At 44.8% G+C, this 19,268-nt stretch carries 16 protein-coding genes; 6 read left to right on the top strand and 10 right to left on the bottom strand.

All coding sequences use genetic code 11. From position 1 onward, the window contains the following. Window positions 1–4: 4 nt before the first annotated feature. From JJ941_RS10815 to JJ941_RS10780, 8 genes are all read right to left on the bottom strand, one after another. The gene (locus JJ941_RS10815; protein ID WP_290964968.1) at window positions 5–919 is read right to left on the bottom strand and encodes a type I restriction enzyme HsdR N-terminal domain-containing protein; all 915 of its coding nucleotides are present in this window, start codon (window positions 917–919) and stop codon (window positions 5–7) included. A gap of 122 nt (window positions 920–1,041) precedes the next feature. Beyond that, a complete protein-coding gene (gene yidC / locus JJ941_RS10810; RefSeq protein WP_290964967.1) occupies window positions 1,042–2,847 on the bottom strand; it encodes a membrane protein insertase YidC in 1,806 nt (601 codons plus the stop codon). A gap of 12 nt (window positions 2,848–2,859) precedes the next feature. Then, complete coding sequence (rnpA, locus tag JJ941_RS10805; protein ID WP_290964966.1) at window positions 2,860–3,291, bottom strand: ribonuclease P protein component; 432 nt, start codon at window positions 3,289–3,291, stop codon at window positions 2,860–2,862. Further along, complete coding sequence (gene rpmH / locus JJ941_RS10800; RefSeq protein ID WP_255133485.1) at window positions 3,269–3,427, bottom strand: 50S ribosomal protein L34; 159 nt, start codon at window positions 3,425–3,427, stop codon at window positions 3,269–3,271. The genes rnpA and rpmH overlap by 23 nt, the downstream gene beginning before the upstream one ends. A 299-nt stretch (window positions 3,428–3,726) precedes the next feature. Continuing rightward, a complete protein-coding gene (locus JJ941_RS10795; RefSeq protein ID WP_290964964.1) occupies window positions 3,727–4,539 on the bottom strand; it encodes a hypothetical protein in 813 nt (270 codons plus the stop codon). A gap of 62 nt (window positions 4,540–4,601) precedes the next feature. Beyond that, entirely contained in the window at window positions 4,602–5,003 is a 402-nt protein-coding gene (locus JJ941_RS10790; RefSeq protein ID WP_290964961.1) for a hypothetical protein, read from the bottom strand. Window positions 5,004–5,149: 146 nt separating this feature from the next. Continuing rightward, window positions 5,150–7,399 (bottom strand): TonB-dependent receptor plug domain-containing protein, encoded by a 2,250-nt coding sequence (locus JJ941_RS10785; RefSeq protein ID WP_290964959.1) that lies wholly within the window; start codon window positions 7,397–7,399, stop codon window positions 5,150–5,152. Window positions 7,400–7,437: 38 nt separating this feature from the next. Next, window positions 7,438–8,268 (bottom strand): hypothetical protein, encoded by an 831-nt coding sequence (locus JJ941_RS10780; RefSeq protein WP_290964956.1) that lies wholly within the window; start codon window positions 8,266–8,268, stop codon window positions 7,438–7,440. A 142-nt stretch (window positions 8,269–8,410) separates the two neighbouring features. On the opposite strand from JJ941_RS10780, the gene JJ941_RS10775 reads away from it, so the two are divergent. The 3 genes from JJ941_RS10775 (at window position 8,411) to JJ941_RS10765 (ending at window position 12,794) form a co-directional block, all read left to right on the top strand. Beyond that, the gene (locus tag JJ941_RS10775) at window positions 8,411–9,193 is read left to right on the top strand and encodes a tetratricopeptide repeat protein (protein WP_290964954.1); all 783 of its coding nucleotides are present in this window, start codon (window positions 8,411–8,413) and stop codon (window positions 9,191–9,193) included. A 96-nt stretch (window positions 9,194–9,289) separates the two neighbouring features. Next, on the top strand, window positions 9,290–9,673 hold the full coding sequence (locus tag JJ941_RS10770; protein ID WP_290964952.1) for an energy transducer TonB: 384 nt from the start codon (window positions 9,290–9,292) through the stop codon (window positions 9,671–9,673). A 124-nt stretch (window positions 9,674–9,797) separates the two neighbouring features. After that, window positions 9,798–12,794: a lamin tail domain-containing protein gene (locus JJ941_RS10765; protein WP_290964949.1), complete on the top strand. Its 2,997-nt coding sequence runs from the start codon at window positions 9,798–9,800 to the stop codon at window positions 12,792–12,794. Between the two features lie 75 nt (window positions 12,795–12,869). Here JJ941_RS10765 and JJ941_RS10760 read toward each other — a convergent pair whose 3' ends face one another. After that, entirely contained in the window at window positions 12,870–14,327 is a 1,458-nt protein-coding gene (locus JJ941_RS10760) for a glycine--tRNA ligase (protein ID WP_290964947.1), read from the bottom strand. 157 nt (window positions 14,328–14,484) lie between these two features. On the opposite strand from JJ941_RS10760, the gene nth reads away from it, so the two are divergent. Beyond that, window positions 14,485–15,195: an endonuclease III gene (gene nth / locus JJ941_RS10755; RefSeq protein ID WP_290964945.1), complete on the top strand. Its 711-nt coding sequence runs from the start codon at window positions 14,485–14,487 to the stop codon at window positions 15,193–15,195. A gap of 42 nt (window positions 15,196–15,237) precedes the next feature. After that, a complete protein-coding gene (amrB, locus tag JJ941_RS10750; RefSeq protein ID WP_290964942.1) occupies window positions 15,238–16,530 on the top strand; it encodes an AmmeMemoRadiSam system protein B in 1,293 nt (430 codons plus the stop codon). 56 nt (window positions 16,531–16,586) lie between these two features. Here amrB and gldC read toward each other — a convergent pair whose 3' ends face one another. Beyond that, window positions 16,587–16,916, bottom strand: a complete 330-nt coding sequence (gene gldC / locus JJ941_RS10745; RefSeq protein ID WP_290964939.1) for a gliding motility protein GldC — start codon at window positions 16,914–16,916, stop codon at window positions 16,587–16,589. Between the two features lie 383 nt (window positions 16,917–17,299). Between gldC and JJ941_RS10740 the strand changes: the two genes are divergently transcribed. After that, a complete protein-coding gene (locus JJ941_RS10740; RefSeq protein WP_290964936.1) occupies window positions 17,300–19,267 on the top strand; it encodes an ABC-F family ATP-binding cassette domain-containing protein in 1,968 nt (655 codons plus the stop codon). Window position 19,268: the final 1 nt, after the last annotated feature.

The following is a 19,268-nucleotide window of genomic DNA, read 5'->3' as shown; positions in this document are numbered from 1 at the left end:
CGGGTCAGGAATATCGGCTCAATACTTCATGAAATCCGTCGGACAAATCCCCGATCTTTTTACTAAAACCAGATTTCATTTCTTCTGCCAGATTCAGCTTGTGAACTCCTTTCCCTGAGTGAACCTCCGCTGCCCGGTTTTCATTCTCTGTAAGCGCATTTAAAGATACGGTACAGAAAGCTGTATTTGCTCCATTCACGTTCAGCACCGTATTCAAACGGGTCTCACCATTTAGATTAGCCGATAAACACAGTCCCACCTTCCGGTTCTCTTTAAACCCAAAAATGCGGTAGTAATGTGCCAGAGCAAACTCGGGAGGGAAATCATCAAACCCCAGATATTTTACGGGTTGATGGGGCTCCTCATACAACTGCATGCATGATTCCAAAGCAAATGATGAAGCTTCCTGATTCAGTTTCTCACCAATGAAACTACGTTCTGTCCAGTATGCTAAATCCCGGGAAACTTTTTTTGTAGAATGGAATAACTCGGGGAGATCCGGTAAAAATTTTACTTCTTCCCCCTCAACTTCAAACCAATAATCAAGGGTTCCGTTGCTGACGAGCAAGTAAGGAGCACCGACTTTCTGGTTATACCTCGCAACTTGTATCGCCGCCTTCTCATCCAGTTTGATATCGGGAGCCTTGCATTCAACCAGTAGTAGTGGCTTGAAATCACTGTCATAACAAATAATATCCGTACGGGAAGAGGATTTGTCGCCGGGAAGTTTTACCGGGCTCTCAAAGGAAATGCGGGAAGCTGACAGCCCTGCTTCTAAAATCAGATAATCCACCAATGCCAAGCGAACTTGCTCCTCCGGACGAATGGCAAACGTCTTTTTCAGAATGGGATTCCAGAGCCGTTTTTCTCCTTCTCTGAACCTGAATTGAGGAAAGTGTGAGAGTGCTTTGCTTAACAATAGTGAGGATTCGGGTTAAAAAAATCACAAAGAACCTACTAATAATTAGAATAGCTTTCAGCACTCAGCTATCAATTCTATTCACTTTACTGATAGCTGAAGTCTGAAAGCTAAAAGCTGACTTACGCCTTGGCTTCTTCTTTGTCTCCATGCAGGCTTCGCTTAATGAAGAACTGCTGGATAATGGAAAGCACGTTGAATACGAGGTAGTATAAACTCAGTCCCGCCGCAAAGTTGTTGAAGATAAATAACAACATTACCGGGAAAATGTATTGAAGCATCTTCATCTGTCCGGCCATCGGGCTGCTTCCGCCACCGCCGCTCATACCGCCGGTAAGTTTACTCTGAACCACCATGGCAGCGGTCATCAGCAATACAAAACCCGCAATTTGTTCTCCCAGAAATGGAATACTGAATGGCAGGCTAAGGATATAATCGGGAGCAGAAAGGTCGGTTGCCCACAGAAATTCTTCCTGTCGGATTAAGATCGAGTTCTGGAAATAACGCCAAAGTGTAATCAGGATTGGAAACTGAAGCAGGTTAGGCAAACATCCGCCGAGCGGATTCACCTTGTTCTTCCGGTACAGATCCATCGTCGCTTTTTGCTGCTTCTGCGGATTGTCTTTGTACTTCTCCTGTATCTCTTTCATCTGGGGCTGCAGCTCACCCATGGCCGCCATACTCTTGTAACTCTTATAAGTTAGCGGAGAGAGAACCAGCTTAACCAGGGCCGCAAACACAATTATGATGACTCCAAAATTGGAAATAAACCCTGACAGAAATTCAAAGAACGGAATCACCAGCCACTTCACAAAAGGATCGGAGAACCAGCGCAACCAGCTCCACCCGATATCCACCATATCGTACGCATGGTCATCCACTTTTACGATTTCACGGTATTTCATAGGACCCACATACAGCTGGAATGAAGTTGCGCCCTGTTCATCCAGGTCGGTACGGATTGATGAACGGTACCGATGCTCAGTATTTTGATTGTCTGCCGCGCCGGTTACTTCTCCAATCAGCATAGCTGCATCGGTTGGCGACATCGGCTTAATAAGCTGCGTAAAAAATTTCGTTTTGGTAGCCGCCCAGTCAATGTTTCCATTGATAGTGGTTTCTTCACGGCCGGCTTCGTCCAGTTTAAATTGCTCCAGCTCGCCTCCGGCATAGACATAGGCTGAGGTTGCGAGTGCATCCTGCGTATGGTCTTTTTCAGTGAAGCGTAGGGGTGATGTCCACCCAAAGTCGATGCTTCTTCCCACCACATAATCCTGAAGGCCTACAAACTGTACATCAACGTCAATCTCATAGTTATTGCCGTTGAGCAAATAGGTGAGAATAACTTCACGCCCATCCTGAAGCTCCAGTTCATAACGAATTTCCCGCTGCTCGCCGGAAGCAATAGCCATACTTGAGCCGGGAGTAACCTGCTCGAATAAAATATTCTGGGTTTCTACGTTGTAATTTTCAGTAGATAAAAATCCGATGTTGTAGGCAGAATGCGCCGTGTCTGCGATTAACTGAACCGGACGTCCATCCCAGGTATCGTAATTGTTGAGGATAAATGAATTAGGCCCTGCCCCGCGATTGGTAAAGGTCACGGTGTATAGCGGAGTAGTAACTTCGATTTCCGTTTCTTCAGTTACCGGGCTGCTGGCAAATAACCCGCGTACTTCAGGTGCATCATCCTGCTCCTGGCTTATGGATTGCTCCCGGGGTTGTGTTTGCTGCTGTTGTTCGTCATCAGCGACCGCTGTGCGGTCTAAAGAGTCCTGTCGGTTTTGTTCAATCTGGGCAAGACTGTCTTGCACGGCCTGCTCTCTTCGCTGGTTTGCCAGTTCTTCTTCGGATGGCATTGTGAAATAAAACCATCCCAGCATGAGTAGAAAAATTAAGACAAATCCGGTTGCGGTATTCTTATCCAAAAGTACAGATGTTTAAATAGGTGAAGGTTTGGAAGTCAGTGTTGAGCGTAACTGCTTGAGTAAGTCGGTGACGCTACGCTCGGCCATATCAAAAGTCAGATTAGCATGTTTTGCCATGAAAACGTAGTGGAGTCCCATTTCTGTTATTTCCGGCAATTCGGTAATGATATGTTGGTTAAGTCGGTAAGCTTCGCGTAGCAGTCGCTTGGTGCGAATACGTTTAACTGCGTTACCGATTTTTTTTGGAGCGATGAAGCCAACAAGAACATTCTTATCGGCATCGGGGTACGTGCGGTATCGAAGGTTTACTTCTTTGGAAGTAAGAAGAGAGGAGCTTGAAAACAGCTCCTCAAAATTTCGCCTGCCACGTAAAATATGAGATTTAGATAAAGTAAATCTGCGATCAGGAGAATCCGTATGGTTACTTGGCTCCTTTTCTCTCATCGCTAACGGTTAGCTTATGACGGCCTTTCTTGCGACGGTTTTTCAATGTCTTACGTCCATTTTTGGTAGACATGCGTTCGCGGAAACCGTGCTTGTTCTTTCGCTTCTTGTTACTTGGTTGGTACGTGCGTTTCATGAATTAGGATATTTTGCATTCAATTTCTTATCCGAAAAAGGCTTTAAATATAAAGAGAATCTCAGAAAAATCAGAACTATTATTTTACTGATTAACCTTCTTCGGGTGTCTTAAGCTTTTCTTGCCTAAATAACTTTAAAAATAACTCAAAATTTGTTCCAATGAGCCGATTGAAGGGCTTAATTCTTACTCAGCTTCACCGACAGATATGGAAACAGTGGTGTTTGGTTTACCCGCTGCAGCGTGTTGATATCAAAATTGAAAAACATACACCCTGTAATAACTTGAGTTATTGACAGCTAACAATCTGGTGGGCATACGCGAGAAGTATCAATTGGTATTGCCAGTGTATCCTCATAATAAGCCCCCAATCTTTGTGTACTCTCAAAAATATCAAATTCTTCTATGAAAATACTTTCAGCAAAACCCTTACTATAATGTGCATAGCTTAAATAGAAATATTCCGAGACAAGATCTGTACACCGGAGCATAGCCCTCGTAAACGGAACTAATTTTAATTCATCTACCGGAATAAATGTTAGAGATAATGAGGTTGTTGTCGAATCAGCACTTAATAAATATTGTCTCGCTCCCCAATAAATACTTCCACTGAGACTAAAACCAATTTTATAAGTAAATGAACTCCCGTTTACAGGATCAAAGCTAACTTGAATGGGAGTGTAACAATCTTGATTAACTGGCTCGGCTACCGGTACCGGATAAGTTGGTGATAATATCGTTTTAGAAACAAAGTGGCCGTCTGGTCGCGTAACTTTAAACTTGTAACGTGTATCAGGAGCGATGGGTTGATTAACTACGTAATTATATTGATACAGTCCTTCATATTCTCTTCGCCGTTGCCCGAGGGTTTCCAAAGATCCATCATCTAAATTTTTTAAAGTAACTTCAAAATTCAATTCACGAGTTGCTTCGGTTGTGAATGGTGCATTTAAGTCCCTCACCCGTATGAAATTGGTTTCTTTATCTAAGTCAAGTGCTCCGTAAAAAGCAATAATTCCATTATTATCAACCGGCTCAAGTGAATTATCACAACTAATCGTGCCAACAAGAAGTAAACAAATAGAAAATGTTTGAATTTTTAGATTACTCATGGAATAAATATAAAGCACCAATTCTAAAGTTTTAGAATTTGTGCTAATTTTTCGTCTAATTATTAGTCAATAGAATCAGCTACGTAATCTACTGGTCCTGTGCTGGCAATAACTACCCCAGAAGAATTTAAAGCCTCAACCCTATAACGAATTTGTTTTAATCCTGTACCCAGCATTGCTCCATTAACATCTACATCAACAAAAGAACTATTAGCAGATACTGAAAACGCTAGCTCTTTATCAACTCCACCCAATGCTGGAGTAGGTAATCTTTTAAAGACATATGAACTAGCTCCTGAATACGATGTCCATGCCAAATCTGGATCACCATAGGAAAGTGTCCCGGTTAATGTAAATGAAGAATCAATATTAATTCTGGGTGAGTCATAGCTTGAACTTGCAGTCGTTATTACCAAAACAGCTGCACTCACAATTACTAAGATTAAATATTTTATATTTCTCATCTGTACCCTTGTATTATTTAAGGTTAAAAGGTTGCATTCTAATTATATATATATATATGTATAAAATCAAATTAAAATTTAACTTTAACCCATAGAGCTAATAATTCATTACCAGGCACCGATTTGAGGCTTTATCAGATCTACATTCAATTCTTACTCAGCTTCACCGACAGATATGGAAACAGTGGTGTTTGGTTCACCCGCTGCAGCGTGTTGATATCAAAATTGAAGACATTGTTCCGGTCATAGGTATTTATCACGCCGGTTTCTGCCTCAAGCAGCCACTGATTGGAAATGGCAAAACCCCTGCCAAGGGATACATCCAGACGATGGTAATAAGGCAGGCGCTCTCCAAACGGGCGACTGTATAGCGTACGTGCCCGGCCCGGTATTTGGGTAACATCCTGCGCCGGAACCAACACTTCAAAATCATACCCGAAAATTTGGGTGTAGGGTTTACCGCTCCCCAGCTCCCACCGGACATTTGCTGTAAATTCCCCAAAGGTGTAGCTGGTTAAAATATTTAGCTTATGGCGCTGGTCGTGCGCCGGAGAGTACTCAAAAATGGGCTCCACAATCCAGGCACCCAGGTCTCCGGTTATGGCCTCGTATGTAATTTTTGACCATCCATACCCGGCCGACATAAAGAAATTTGATTGCTGATAACGGAGCCGGACATCAAACCCATAAGCCAGCCCTTTTGCATTGGCCGTCTCCAGTTGGATGCGAGCCGCGGGCGTCCACTTGGATACCGGGATGTTTTTGTAGGTCTTGGCATAGCCTTCAACATTAGCCACAAAAGCAGCCCCTATTTTTTGTTGATATCCTACAATTCCATGATAGGATTCCGGGACTTTATCAGCCAGCTTAATCGGTTGAAGAACCGTGAACACCGACCCCACATCCCGCTGATCGCCCACACCTGAAAACAGCTGTACATATTTGCCGGCAGCTATACTCAGCTCCTGACGGCTGCTTCCATCCGGTTTCCAGGCAAAGCGTAGCCGCGGCTCCAGCCCGCCAAAATGGTCAACCGAAAAGTGAGTGGTAATTCCCGGCTGCAGCTCAAAGCGGTCACTAATTTCCCAGTTCCCGGAAACAAACATATTCATAATCGGAATCAGGCGGCTTACGGATTCTATTTCGGTAAACTTTTCGTTCAGAATCACATCGTAGGAGCGGAAGTTTACGCCAAAGCCATAAATCAAGGGCACATCCCACAACTGCTCGCGCATATTCACATTCAGGTACACCTGGTTCAGGCTTGAGTATCGTTCGCGCACTTCATTTGATCGCTCTGCATTATAAAACCCGGAATAGCCTGCGGTTATTTCAATAGGATATTTAAGGCCGGGATCGTAGGCAAGGCACCTTCCTCCCAAAACGGTATTCGACCACTCGCTTCGCAGCTGTTGAGAAGGAACCACTTCACCGCTGTCAAATGTATAAATGCCGGTTACATTACAGGTCATATTATCAGCCTGCAGAGTATATCGTCCTACAAAATCAGCAAAATTAATCGGCACCTCATTGTTGATAATGGTCGGTGCCAATCCTTCAATGGTGGATTTCCGGCCCATCAACAGGAACGAATGCCGGTCGTTAACAAGGGGCCCTTCCGCCTGCAGCGAAACCATATACGGACTTACAGCCCCGCTGCCGGTGTATTCCCTGAAATTCCCGGAACGCAGGTTGATGTCGATTACCGCAGACATCGCATTGGTAAATTCGGATCCATATCCCCCGGCATAAACATCCGCACTTTGAATCACCTCGTCTGAAAAGGCCGAGAACAGATTAGAGACATGAAACGGCTTGGCGATGGGCAGGTTATCAACCAAAACAAGATTTTGATCGGGTGTACCTCCCCGAATAAACAAATCGCCCCCTCTGTCACCTGTTGTAACAACGCCCGGCTCGGTTTGCAGGTAGGAAACCAGGTCGCCATCCACGCCCGGGGTTGGAACCCGCGAAATATCTACCGTACTCACTCTCCGTACACCGGCCTCACCGGTGGTAATCACACGCTCGCCCCGCACCGTTAGCTCTTCTCCCATATCGCCTACTGCTTCTTCCAGTTCAACCCGCAGAGTTTTTCGCTCCCCCTGCTCAAAAGTCAGTATTTCGGAATAGCCGGAAAAGCCTACATATGAAATCCGCAGTTCAAGCTCCCGGCCGGCTTCAATGTCCCGAATCTCACAAAAACCGGTGGGATTTGTTACACAATTGAGCAGCAGTTCATCTTCTCCCGGTTCATAGATAAGCACATTGGCGGCTACAAGCGGACTTCCATCTGCTTCGGATATTACCACAATTCGTAACAGTGCTTCATCCTGAGCCCGGAGCTCAGAGAAGCTGAAAATCATCAATAGCAATACGCTGCTAATTGCCTTCATGTATCGGTAATATGTTTGTTTACATCTCATAGAATCATTCATCTTACGCAATCCGGAGGACATACCCGGGAGTCATCGATTGGGATTATCAGCTGATCTTCGTAATAAGCCCCGAAGCGTTGGGTGCTTTCAAAGGCATTGAAAGGATTATCTATTATGGATTCATAAAAACCCGGGCTGTAATGAGCATAGTAAAACTCAAATTGAGGAATTACCAAATCCGTGCAGCGATACCGGCCTAATGTGCCGGGCACCATTTTCATTAAATCTACCGGTGTAAAGGTGTAAGTAGCAGCTTCATTAGCTGACTCAGAGTTGTTCCGTATTACATACGGTCCCAGACGGGTTTTTCTGACATCCCGTGCCTGAAATTCGATAAAAAAAGCGATGGTGCTTTCATATACCGGGTCAAAGGTAACTTCGACCGGTGTATAGCACTGTTCGTTGACAGGCTCGGCCACGGGAGCAGGATAGGTAGGAGTAGTTGTGGTCAGGGTTACCTGCTCTCCGTCAGATCGGGTTACAGTAAGTTGGTATGCTGTGTTGGCTTCAATATTCTGTGTTACGATAAAATTGTGATGATAAACCCCTGCTTCAAAAAAGCGCTCGAAATTGAGAGCCTCCACAAAGCCTGTATTAAGGTTTTCAAGGGTGACTGTAGCATCGATTTCTGTAGTAGCCTCTTCAGTGAACGGAACATTCAAATCCCGAATCCGAATCTCATTGGTACTATTATTCAAATCAAGAGTCCCATAAACAGAATAAACCCCGGTGTCTTTGTCGAGGGGTTCCAGTGAGTTGTCACACCCGGCTACAAGCAAAGCCAAAAGTGAGAAAACAAACCATGCAGCAAACTTTTTCGGGCACAAAGCGGTTTTGATTTAGACTTGAAAGGTCACTGGAATATTAATTGTTTAGCCGATAACTGGCAAGTTTTCAAGTATTTCCTTTGCTTGTAAAAATTAAAGAAACCTGAAGCCTCTGAATCAGTAGAAACACAAAAACCTCTTTATGAAAATTACATTTCGACATTTTATTACGTGTTTTTTGATGTTTTCGGCTGCTGCTACTTCTATTCAGGCACAACAAAGCGCTCACCCGGATTCCCTCTTACAAAAGGCCCATTCTTATTTCAATCAATCTCTTGAGCAACAGGCTCTCGCTGCCTACCTGGATGTCTTAAAAGCAGACGGTGATAACTTCGAAGCTCTTTGGCACACCAGCCTTATTTATGCACGTGTGGGTTACCGCTACGACTCGGAGCAAGAGATGATGGAGAATTACCAAAAGGCGTTAACTTATGCGGAGAAAACGCTTGAGCTCTATCCCGACGAAGGCTATGCTCATTTTGTATATGCTGTTGCCAACGGACGTATTTCTGATCTTTCCGATTCGCAAACACGCATCAAAAAATCTCATGTTGTAAAGAAACATGCTCAAAAGGCCGTTGAGCTGCTTCCCAATTACGCACCTGCCTGGCACCTGCTGGGGTTGTGGCACAGTAAAATAGCAAATGTGGGTTCGGCCCGGCAGTTTGCTGCCGGTTTGTTTTCTGACGGTCTTCCGGAGGGGGCTTCCAACCAAAAAGCAGTGGAGTACATGCAGAAAGCGATCCGCTTGCAACCGGAACAAACCCTTCGCTACAAACTGGATTTAGCCCGCCATTATGAACGAGCCGGAGAAAACAACAAAGCCATTCAAACCCTGAAAGAAATCGTTCAAATCGCCCCAAAGAATGACATTGATAAGTGGAATTTAGAAAGGGCCCGAGATTTATTAAAAAAACTTTCGTAGCAACTTCAAAAAAATACTACTCCTCCATCAATGTACAGAAACCTTTTTGCCATTATCGCTTTATCACTCTTTCTATATTCGTGTGGACCAAGAGTGATGATAAAATATCAAGGCTCCTCCCCTATTTCCCGGCCTTCTTCAACAGTAGAATCAGTAACTCAAGACTCTTCAAAAGAGACACCCCATACTGTGATTGTACTTTCAGTTCCTGTTCTTGAAGGAGGAAACAGAGCTCTGAGAAATAGAATTGAGTATCCAGATGAGGCAATTGAAAACAATATTGAGGGAATTGTAAGTATCCTGTTCACCATAAATGAAGATGGCAGCACTTCAAATTTCGAAGTACTTCAGGAAATCGGATACGGATGTGAAGAAATGGTAATTAAAGCCATTCAGAATTCTAAATTCGAAACAGGTCAACTTAATCACCAGGTAAATGCCCGCTACAGATGGATGGTAAGTGTAGAGTTTAAATTATAGCCAGCTTTTAACCACCAGCTTTGCTGAACCTAAAGCTTTCCTAATGGGGCAGTACTTTCCTTATTCCTTATCTTAATTGTGCATCTGCCGATAAACCTCAGCAAACAACCTGCTAAATAACCCTATGAAAAAATTCTTTTCTACTGTTCTGCTTTTAATGATTGCTTTGAGCACCTCAGCTTTCGCCCAAATTAAAATCAATGAAATTGTTGCCTCTAACGCATCTTCTCATGCTGACCAAAATGGGGATAACGACGATTGGGTTGAGCTCTACAATGCCGGTTCTGTTTCCGTTAACCTTGCGGGGATGTACGTCTCTGATGATTCCTCACAGCTCGACAAATGGCAGATTCCATCCGGACAAAGTGCAACCACCACCATTTCCCCGGGAGAGTTTCTGATTCTTTGGTTTGATAAAGAAACCGAACAAGGCGCACTACATGTGGACATGAAATTAAGCGCCGATGGTGAAGCAGTGATACTCACCGAGCCTGATGGAGAAACCCTTATCGACTCCGTTTCTTTTGGAGCGCAAACGACAGATATAGCCTGGGGAAGAGTGCCCGACGGTAGCGGGACTTTCAAATTCCTGAACCCTACTCCCGAAGCAAGCAATAACGGCAGTCAAATTTCCGAACAAGCCGAGAAACCGGCTTTTTCTCTGGAATCTGGTTTCTATTCAGGCTCAGAAGTCATCGGAATTTCATCAGCTACTGAAAATGCGGAGATACGATACGAAATTGGCGGATCGGCTCCCACTCCCAACTCACCACTATATGAAAACCCTATAACCGTTGATTCCTCTTCCGTGATCCGGGCTATGGCTTTTGCTCCCGGTTTTGCAGCAAGTGAAATCGCGACCAACAGCTATTTCTTTGAAGACCCGCACACCATCCCCCTGGTGTCATTTGTGATGGAACCCGACAGTCTCTTCGATTATGACAAAGGAATGTATGTAATCGGAGATTCCTCAGAAGCCAGTGATGACTATCCGTGGTTTGGAGCCAACTTTTGGGAAGAATGGGAGTACCCGGTGCATATTGAATATATGAAGCCCGGTGGGTCGGTCGAATTTGAATTTGATGCAGGAGCCAGTATCGGTGGCAACTTCAGCCGGGCTTTCCCTAAAAAATCATTCATCATCAATAACAATGCCGATTACGGGATCGATGAGCTGGAGTATGAGCTTTTCCCCGAAAACGATTATGACACTTACGATGGATTTGGCCTGCGGGCCGGAGCCGAAGAACGATCTCGCCTGCTCAATGAATTGATGTACACCATCAACAAACAATGGGGCCACAAAAATGCCATGCAGGCTTATGAGCCGGTGGCAATGTACATCAACGGCAAGTACTGGGGTATTTATAATTTACAGGAGCGCAAAAACGATGATTTTGTTGAATCCCGCTATGGATATGATGACATCGACATGATTAAGGACTACGATGAAGTTAAAGATGGCACCTATGATGCCTACCAGGAGCTACTGGATGTTTTTCAGGATGAATCTCTGACGGAACCGGAATTTTTCATCATGGCGGATTCCCTCATCGACCTGGAAAGCTTTACCGACCACTGGATTTACCAGGTGTACAGTTCTCACGGCGATCCCAACAACTTACGGTACTGGAGGCCGCAAACGGTGGATGGCAAGTGGTATTTTATTTCCCATGATTTTGACTGGTGGAGAAACCTGGACAATGAGCCCGGCACCTACATCCCGGTTTTTACTCAATACTTAAAGAAAGATCCGGCAGGATTCTGGCTCATCGGCCGGATGATGCAAAACCCCACCTACCGGGAAATCTTCCTGAATCGCCTTGCTGATATGCTGAATACCGCTTTTAAGCCGGATTATATGATCAGCTTAATCGATTCCATAGACACCGCCATCAACCCGGAAATGCCGAGAGATATTGAACGCTGGGATGAAGGCTGGTATGACAACAGCGGTCCTACCGATTACAGCATGGAGTATTTTTACTATGGATTGAAAGAAGAAGACTACGGTCTTGCGGTTCCTTATGTGCTCGATTACCCGGACTTCATTTATGCTGAAATTCAGGATACCCTGCAAACCGATACGGTACGGGTGCACCTTGCTCAAACTTCTGAAGGCAGCATACAACTCAATTCCATCACTCCGGATTTATCCAGTCAGGATTGGTCGGGAATTTATTTCGAAGGTACTACCATCACCTTAGAGGTTACGCCGGAGCCCGGACTGGAACTGGAGCACTGGCTGGTTGATGGCGAGCAAGCCGGTCAAAACAATGTACTAACTGTTGAGCTAGGCACAACGCCCGTAGAAATTGAAGCTGCTTTCCAGCCGGTTGTTAACGATGAAATTGTTATCAACGAAATTAACTACAACCCCAGCGATGACTTTGATGCCGGTGACTGGATTGAACTGTACAACTATTCTGAAACCACCATCGATCTTTCTGGTTGGGTGTATAAGGATGAGGACGACGAGCACGAATTTGTAATTCCAAACGGCACTTCTATTGCCTCAGGAGGTTATTTAGTGATCACCAATGATACGGCTGCTTTCAAACAGCTGCACCCAAATGCTGAATTCGTAAAAGGAGAAGCCGATTTCGGATTGAGCGGTTCAGGAGATCAGGTTCGGATTTTTAACCCGAATAATTCTTTAATCGACTTTGTGGAGTATAACGATGAAGAACCATGGCCATTAGAAGCTGACGGAAATGGTGCAACGCTGGCTTTAATAGATTATGAACTTGACAACTCATTGGCCGAAAGCTGGATGGCATCTAAAGAAACAGGCGGCACCCCTTCTGCTTCTAACGATGGAGTCATAAACAGCAGTGAAGAAGATGGGAATGCACCTAAAGCTTTTGCTTTACACCAAAATTACCCAAACCCGTTTAACCCAACAACGCGAATTTCTTTCTCATTGGCCAAGGCCTCGTCGGTGGAGATAATTGTGTATAACATGCTTGGGCAGGAAGTGAAGAAACTTATGAAAGAGCCCATGAAAAGCGGGGAACACACCCTCACTTTTGACGCACGCAACCTGCCGAGTGGAGTGTATATCTACCGACTAACTGCCGGGAAGTTCAGTGAAACCAAAAAAATGATTCTGTTGAAATAACTCACTAAAAAACAAAGAGCGGACAGGCTGTCCGCTCTACGTTTTAGATTGAATAAGTCTGGCAGATCTTAAACTCTACTCCGGTTTCCAGTCCTTCATGCCGTCCCGGATCACTTCTGCAAGTCTGGAAACAGGCACCCGGTCCTGACTCATATCATCGCGGTAACGGATGGTCACGGTATCTTCACCTTCTGATTCCACGCCGTCAAAATCTACGGTTACACAAAACGGCGTCCCGGCTTCATCCTGTCGGCGATAGCGTTTTCCAATGGATCCGGACTCATCATACAGCACTGAAAATTCTTCACGGAGATCTTCTTCAATCTTATGTGCCAGATCCTGAAGCTTGTCTTTTTTGATAAGCGGGAAAATACCAACCTGTGTTGGAGCAATTTTTGGATTCAACTTCAATACAGTTCGGGTATCGCCATCTACCTCTTCCTCACGATAAGCATCACAAAGCACCATCAGCGTCAGTCGATCGAGCCCAACCGAAGTCTCAATCACATAAGGGACAAACCGCTCCTGGTTTTTCTGATCGTAGTAATCCAGTTTTTTACCGGAATGCTCAGTGTGTTGTTTTAAGTCAAAGTCTGTTCGGTTGTGTATACCTTCCACTTCCTGCCAGCCGATGGGGTATTTATACTGAATGTCAGCCGCAGCCCGCGCATAGTGGGCAAGCTTATCTTCCGGATGCGGGGCCGTCCTCAGGTTTTCTTCCCGAATCCCCATTTTCTTATGCCACTCCAGTCGTTTCTCCAGCCATTTCTCATATTCGGCTTCATCGGTGCCCGGTTTCACGAAGTATTGCATTTCCATCTGCTCAAATTCCCGCATACGAAATACAAACTGTCGGGCTACAACCTCATTACGAAATGCCTTTCCGGTTTGGGCGATACCAAACGGAATAGTGGTTCTGGAGGTATCCATTACGTTCTTATAATTCACAAAGATCCCTTGAGCAGTTTCAGGCCGAAGATAAACACCCTCTTCTTCGGTTGAAGTAGAACCAAACTGAGTCTTAAACATCAGGTTGAACTGGCGCACTTCGGTCCAGTCAAAAGCTCCGGACTCTGGGGCACGAATCTCGTTTTCCATGATGATTTCGTGCAGATCTTCCGTTAGGCTTTTTCGGGAACCGCAGGTATCCAGCTTTTCCTGGATAGCATTTGCTTCTTCGTGTTTATCATCTTTTCGCAGCTTCTCAATGTGCTGCTCAATCAGCATATCGGCACGGTAGCGTTTTTTGGACTGCTTGTCGTCGATCATCGGATCGTTAAATCCGCCAACATGGCCACTGGCTTCCCATACTTTGGGATGCATAAAAATAGCTGCATCTACTCCCACGATATTATCGTGGCGGCGTGTCATCTCTTTCCACCAGGCATTACGGATATTTCTTTTGAGTTCTACACCGAGGGGTCCGTAATCATACACGGCACTAAGTCCGCCATAAATTTCCGAGGATTGGAAGATGAAACCACGGGCTTTTGCCAGTGATACAATTTTATCGAGGTTGTCCAGATTCGACATGTGGGTGTTTTTGCAATTCAAAAATCTTGTGAGCATCAAAGATAAGCATATGATCATCGAATGTGGAATATTGAACCGGGAATTTTGAACGGTTCCTTCTCTGTAATGGATTATTTATGTTTGAGGCGTTCATACAATCATCGAATTAAACCTATTCATGTCCAATAAAGACGAACCGAAACTTCCGAAGCTTCCCAGAAAGTCAAATAAGCAGAAAGAGCGAGCGGAAGAAATTCTCCAGGAATTATATGTTCATTACCCAAATCCGCATTGCGAGTTAAATCACCGGAATCCCTTTGAGCTGCTGATTGCAACCATACTGAGTGCCCAGTGCACCGACGTTCGGGTCAACAAAACCACTCCGGCTTTATTTGAGACCTACCCTACACCGGAGCTCATGAAAGACGCACCGCTTGAGGAGCTGGAAGAATTGGTTCGTTCAACCGGCTTCTACCGGAATAAGGCAAAGTCGCTTAAAGAAACCTCGCAGATCTTAGTGGACGAGTTTGACGGTGAAGTTCCGCAAAACATGAAAGATTTATTGAAGCTAAGAGGGGCGGCGAGAAAAACAGCCAATGTAGTATTGGGAAATGCTTTCAATATTAATGTGGGCGTGGTGGTTGATACGCACGTGAAGCGAATTTCGAACCGCTTTGGCCTCACCAAAGAGAAAAAGAATACCAATAAAATTGAGAAGGATTTAATGGCCTTATTTCCCAGGGAGAACTGGACCGACCTTTCGCACCTGATGATCCACCACGGACGTAACGCCTGTAAAGCCCGTATTTCGGAAGCCCCGGATCACCCCTTATGCAAAAAGTACGGTGTGAATTGTGAGTGCCGTAAGATGCGGACGGAAGAACATTGAACAAGGAACACCCAACAATGAACGCTGAAGTATTTTCTTTCTATGGCAGATAAAATTTTTGATTCCTTCACCGATCCCATTCCTCCTCTCAGGTATGAAATTCAGATCATCCCTGTAAAACAGAATGGCGAGACGTTCCTGTATTTTCAGGATCAGCTTGGGTACGCGCAGTCAGATTTTGCCGTTCCTTATTCTGCCCAGTCTCTGTTTTCACTGTTTGATGGCAGCCGGAGCGTGGAAGATATTCTTGAGTTCAGTGACGACCAGATTACCCGGGAACAGGTATTGGAATATGTTCAGTTTTTAGACGAAAAAGCCTTGCTGCATTCTCCTCATTTTAAGGAACACGCCAGGGAAACAGAAAGAACCTACGAGGAGTCTGAAGTTCATCCTTCCAACACCTATGGAATCTCCTATCCGGAAGACCCGGAAGAGCTGGAGCATTTTCTGAACGAAGCTTTTGAGAAACTCCCTACTTCTGAACCGGTTGATTCTGCCAAAGCCCTATATGCACCTCATATTGATTATCGGGTTGGCCTGAACAGCTATGTAAAAGCTTTCTCGGCCATCAAAAACCTGAAACCCAAGCGGGTGGTAGTTATAGCAACTTCCCATTACTCCGGGCTACATCCTGATCTGTATGAAGAGTATCCGTTCGTGGTTTCAAACAAGGATTTTGAGTTGGTAAACGGCACGGTAAAAGCAGACCAGGCGGCCATTCAGGAGATCGAGGATCAAGTCCGCGATGACAAAACTGATAACAAAAGTCATTCCGCGGCGAAAGCCCGAATCTCCAATATTGACTACGGCATCACCTTCCACGACAGGGCGCACCGCATTGAGCACAGCATTGAGCTTCATCTGCTTCTGTTGAATCACTTGTGGGATCATGAATTCAAAATTGTGCCGATAGTTGTAGGCAGCCTGGAAGAGCTTTTCTACAAAGCGGATGGATTTCAGGGGAAACAGGTAGAGAAATTTTCCGGGTTGCTGAATGAGCTTTTTGGAGATGATGAAGATACCTTCTTTTGTATCAGTGGCGATTTAGCTCACGTTGGTAAAAAATTCGGAGATGATAAACCGGCTAAAGAGTTGTTTGAGGAAATCCGCTCTTTTGATGAAGATTTCCTCGATTTTGGGGCTGAAGGAAATCCGGATAAAATTCTTGAGTTGATGAGTCAGAAATATGATCCCTATCGAACCTGTGGCTACCCTCCTTTGTTTTCTTTTCTGAAAGCATTCCCAAACCTATCCGGCGAAATCCTCACCTATGATATCTGGGATGAGGAAGAACGAGAAAGCGGCGTGAGTTTTGGGTCTATTCTCTATCGTTAATTCAAGATGAAAAATTCAGAATTTAAAATTAGTCTCAGCCAATTTTGAATTTTTCATTATTCCTTGATTTCCATTTTCTCAGCGAAATAGTGGCAGAAGTCGCGCATATCGCCGGTAATCCGCTCATCATTTGTAGCTCGTTCTAAGGTATCAGCCATGGTAACAAGGGTTTGGTGGAAGAAAATTTTCATTTCATCCACCGTCATTTCTTTGGTCCACAAATCCAGTTTCAGGGTGTCTTTGTTGTGGGCATCCCAAAGTGACAATAGCATGGCCCGGCACTGTGCCTTGTCTTTACCCTGAAGATCGGAAGCATTCCAAACGATGTCGGTAGGTACATTATCTTTATCCAGTTCAACGGTAATGTTGATTTCTTTCTTCTGCATGATTTCGGTCTTTTTAAATTCACCCCAAAACTAAGGGTTTCTGTATTTATTAACTCACTTCAATTCATAAAAGCATTGCGAAGCCCTGAAGGACTTCGCTTGTGTACTGGAATACGATTGAAACATGTCATTGCGAGGAGCCTCAAAAAGCGAATCCAACTTTGGGATGAATTCCGACGCGGCAATCTCCTGGACACAATATCCCAAACTCTTCAGGGAGATCGCTGCGTCGAAAAAGTTCGGGTTCTGAATATGAGTTATGATGCTCCTCGCGATGACAGTCCTGAATAGATAATTGGGAAAGGATTAATTTCATTCTGAAGACAATTAATCCATATTTTCAGCCTCGCTGCATTTTTTTAACTCATGACTTTCATCAAACTTTGTTAGCACTCGAAAACATTACGTTACATTTGGGCGACCGCGAGCTTCTGGACGGCGTTAGTACGTTCATCAATCCCGGTGAACGCATTGGACTTGTGGGCCCAAACGGCGCCGGGAAATCCACCCTGCTTAAAATTATTATGGGCATCCAAGAATGCGATGAAGGCAGTGTGGCTCTATCTAATGAAGAAAGCCTGGGTTACCTCCCACAGGATGGGGTAGATCCGGATTTTACACTTACCGTAATTGAGGAAGTGGAATCTGCCTTTGCCGAATTATTTGAGCTTGAGATGAAAGTAAAGTCTGTTCAAGAAAAACTGGCCGAGGTTGATCATGACAACAAAGAATATGAGCAACTGATGGAGCGCTACGGCAAGCTTCAAACCGAGCTGGAATCTTCAGGGTTATATGGCTTGCGTTCAGAAGTGGAAAAAGTACTTATGGGACTTGGTTTCAGCGAAGAAGACTTTCACCGCAGTACATCTGAATTCAGCGGGGGCTGGCTGATGCGTATTGCCCTGGCTAAGTTGCTCCTTAAGAGACCAACCTATTTGTTATTGGATGAGCCGACCAACCACCTGGATATTGAATCGCTGCAATGGATGGAAAACTTCCTGAATTCGTATGAAGGCGCTGTAGTTGTGGTTTCTCACGACAAGGCTTTTCTGGACACCATCACCAACCGTACACTGGCATTGAGAAGTGGTGAAATCAGCGATTATGCCGGCAACTATTCATTCTATGAAAAAAAGTGGGAAGAGGAAAAAGAGCTCCTGCAGAATGCCAAGAAGAATCAGGAAAAGAAAATCCAGCAGACCCAGGAATTTATAGACCGATTCCGATATAAAGCTTCGAAAGCCAGTCAGGTGCAAAGCCGGGTGAAGCAGCTTGAGAAAATGGATCGCATTGAACTGGAAGAGGAACAGAGTAAAGTTTCCTTTCGGTTTCCGGAACCTCCCCGAAGCGGACAAGTGGTTATGAAGCTCGAAAATCTTCACAAAAGTTATGATGATACTCAGGTCTTTGAAGGCATTGATTATGAAATTGAACGGGGCGATAAAATTGCGGTGGTTGGACCAAACGGTGCCGGGAAATCAACATTAATCCGGATTCTTGCTGGAATGGAACCCCACCAAAAAGGAGAACGGATTGAAGGGCATAACGTGACGGTAAACTATTTTGCCCAGCACCAGGCCGATGAGCTAAACCCTAAAAAGGATGCCTTGGAAACCCTGAAAGAAGCCGGCTCCGATGCTAAAGAAAGTAGGCTGCGGACCATACTTGGCTGTTTTCTATTTCAGGGAGATGATGTCTTTAAAAAAGTGAAGGTTTTATCCGGTGGAGAGAAAAGCCGGCTGGCACTGGCCAAGATGCTGCTCTCTCCTGCCAACCTCTTGATTTTTGATGAGCCTACCAACCATCTGGATATGAGCAGCAAGAATATCCTGCAACAGGCCATTCAACAGTATGAAGGGACTGTAGTTATTGTATCGCACGACAGGGATTTTCTGGATCCCATCGTTGATAAAGTGCTGGATGTTCAGCCGGGGTACATCAAAACGTATTTGGGGAATGTGTCTTACTATCTCACACGAAAAAGAGAAGAAGCCGAGGCAGCATCAGAGAAGCCCTCACCCCAAAAAGAAACCAAAGAAGACAACCAGCTTTCCCGAAAAGAGCAGCGCCGTATTGAAGCTGAACGCCGGAATGAACTTAGCCGCCGAACAAAACCCATCCGTAAGAAAGCGGAAGCACTGGAGAAAGAGATTGAGGAGAAGGAACTGAGGAAAGCCGAGATTGAAGAAGAGATGACCAAACCGGACTTCTATGACGATGCCGAGAACGTAAAGAAATTCTCATTAGAATATGACCAACTCAAGGCCGACCTTACAGACCATTATTCGAAATGGGAAGAATATCAGAGCCGGATTGAGGTGATTGAACAAGAAATGTCGATTGACAGTTAAA

The sequence above is a fragment of the Gracilimonas sp. genome (assembly GCF_017641085.1).
Lineage (GTDB): Bacteria > Bacteroidota > Rhodothermia > Balneolales > Balneolaceae > Gracilimonas.
This window is presented reverse-complemented; position numbering and strand designations above follow the sequence as displayed.

Bases quoted from the DNA above. Each gene is read 5' to 3' on its own strand.
- JJ941_RS10770 (WP_290964952.1), top strand. From the start codon at position 9,290: ATGATAAAATATCAAGGCTCCTCCCCTATTTCCCGGCCTTCTTCAACA.
- JJ941_RS10790 (WP_290964961.1), bottom strand. From the start codon at position 5,003: ATGAGAAATATAAAATATTTAATCTTAGTAATTGTGAGTGCAGCTGTT.
- nth (WP_290964945.1), top strand. From the start codon at position 14,485: ATGTCCAATAAAGACGAACCGAAACTTCCGAAGCTTCCCAGAAAGTCA.
- amrB (WP_290964942.1), top strand. From the start codon at position 15,238: ATGGCAGATAAAATTTTTGATTCCTTCACCGATCCCATTCCTCCTCTC.
- JJ941_RS10795 (WP_290964964.1), bottom strand. From the start codon at position 4,539: ATGAGTAATCTAAAAATTCAAACATTTTCTATTTGTTTACTTCTTGTT.
- gldC (WP_290964939.1), bottom strand. From the start codon at position 16,916: ATGCAGAAGAAAGAAATCAACATTACCGTTGAACTGGATAAAGATAAT.
- JJ941_RS10785 (WP_290964959.1), bottom strand. From the start codon at position 7,399: ATGAAGGCAATTAGCAGCGTATTGCTATTGATGATTTTCAGCTTCTCT.
- JJ941_RS10760 (WP_290964947.1), bottom strand. From the start codon at position 14,327: ATGTCGAATCTGGACAACCTCGATAAAATTGTATCACTGGCAAAAGCC.
- JJ941_RS10775 (WP_290964954.1), top strand. From the start codon at position 8,411: ATGAAAATTACATTTCGACATTTTATTACGTGTTTTTTGATGTTTTCG.
- rpmH (WP_255133485.1), bottom strand. From the start codon at position 3,427: ATGAAACGCACGTACCAACCAAGTAACAAGAAGCGAAAGAACAAGCAC.
- rnpA (WP_290964966.1), bottom strand. From the start codon at position 3,291: ATGAGAGAAAAGGAGCCAAGTAACCATACGGATTCTCCTGATCGCAGA.
- JJ941_RS10765 (WP_290964949.1), top strand. From the start codon at position 9,798: ATGAAAAAATTCTTTTCTACTGTTCTGCTTTTAATGATTGCTTTGAGC.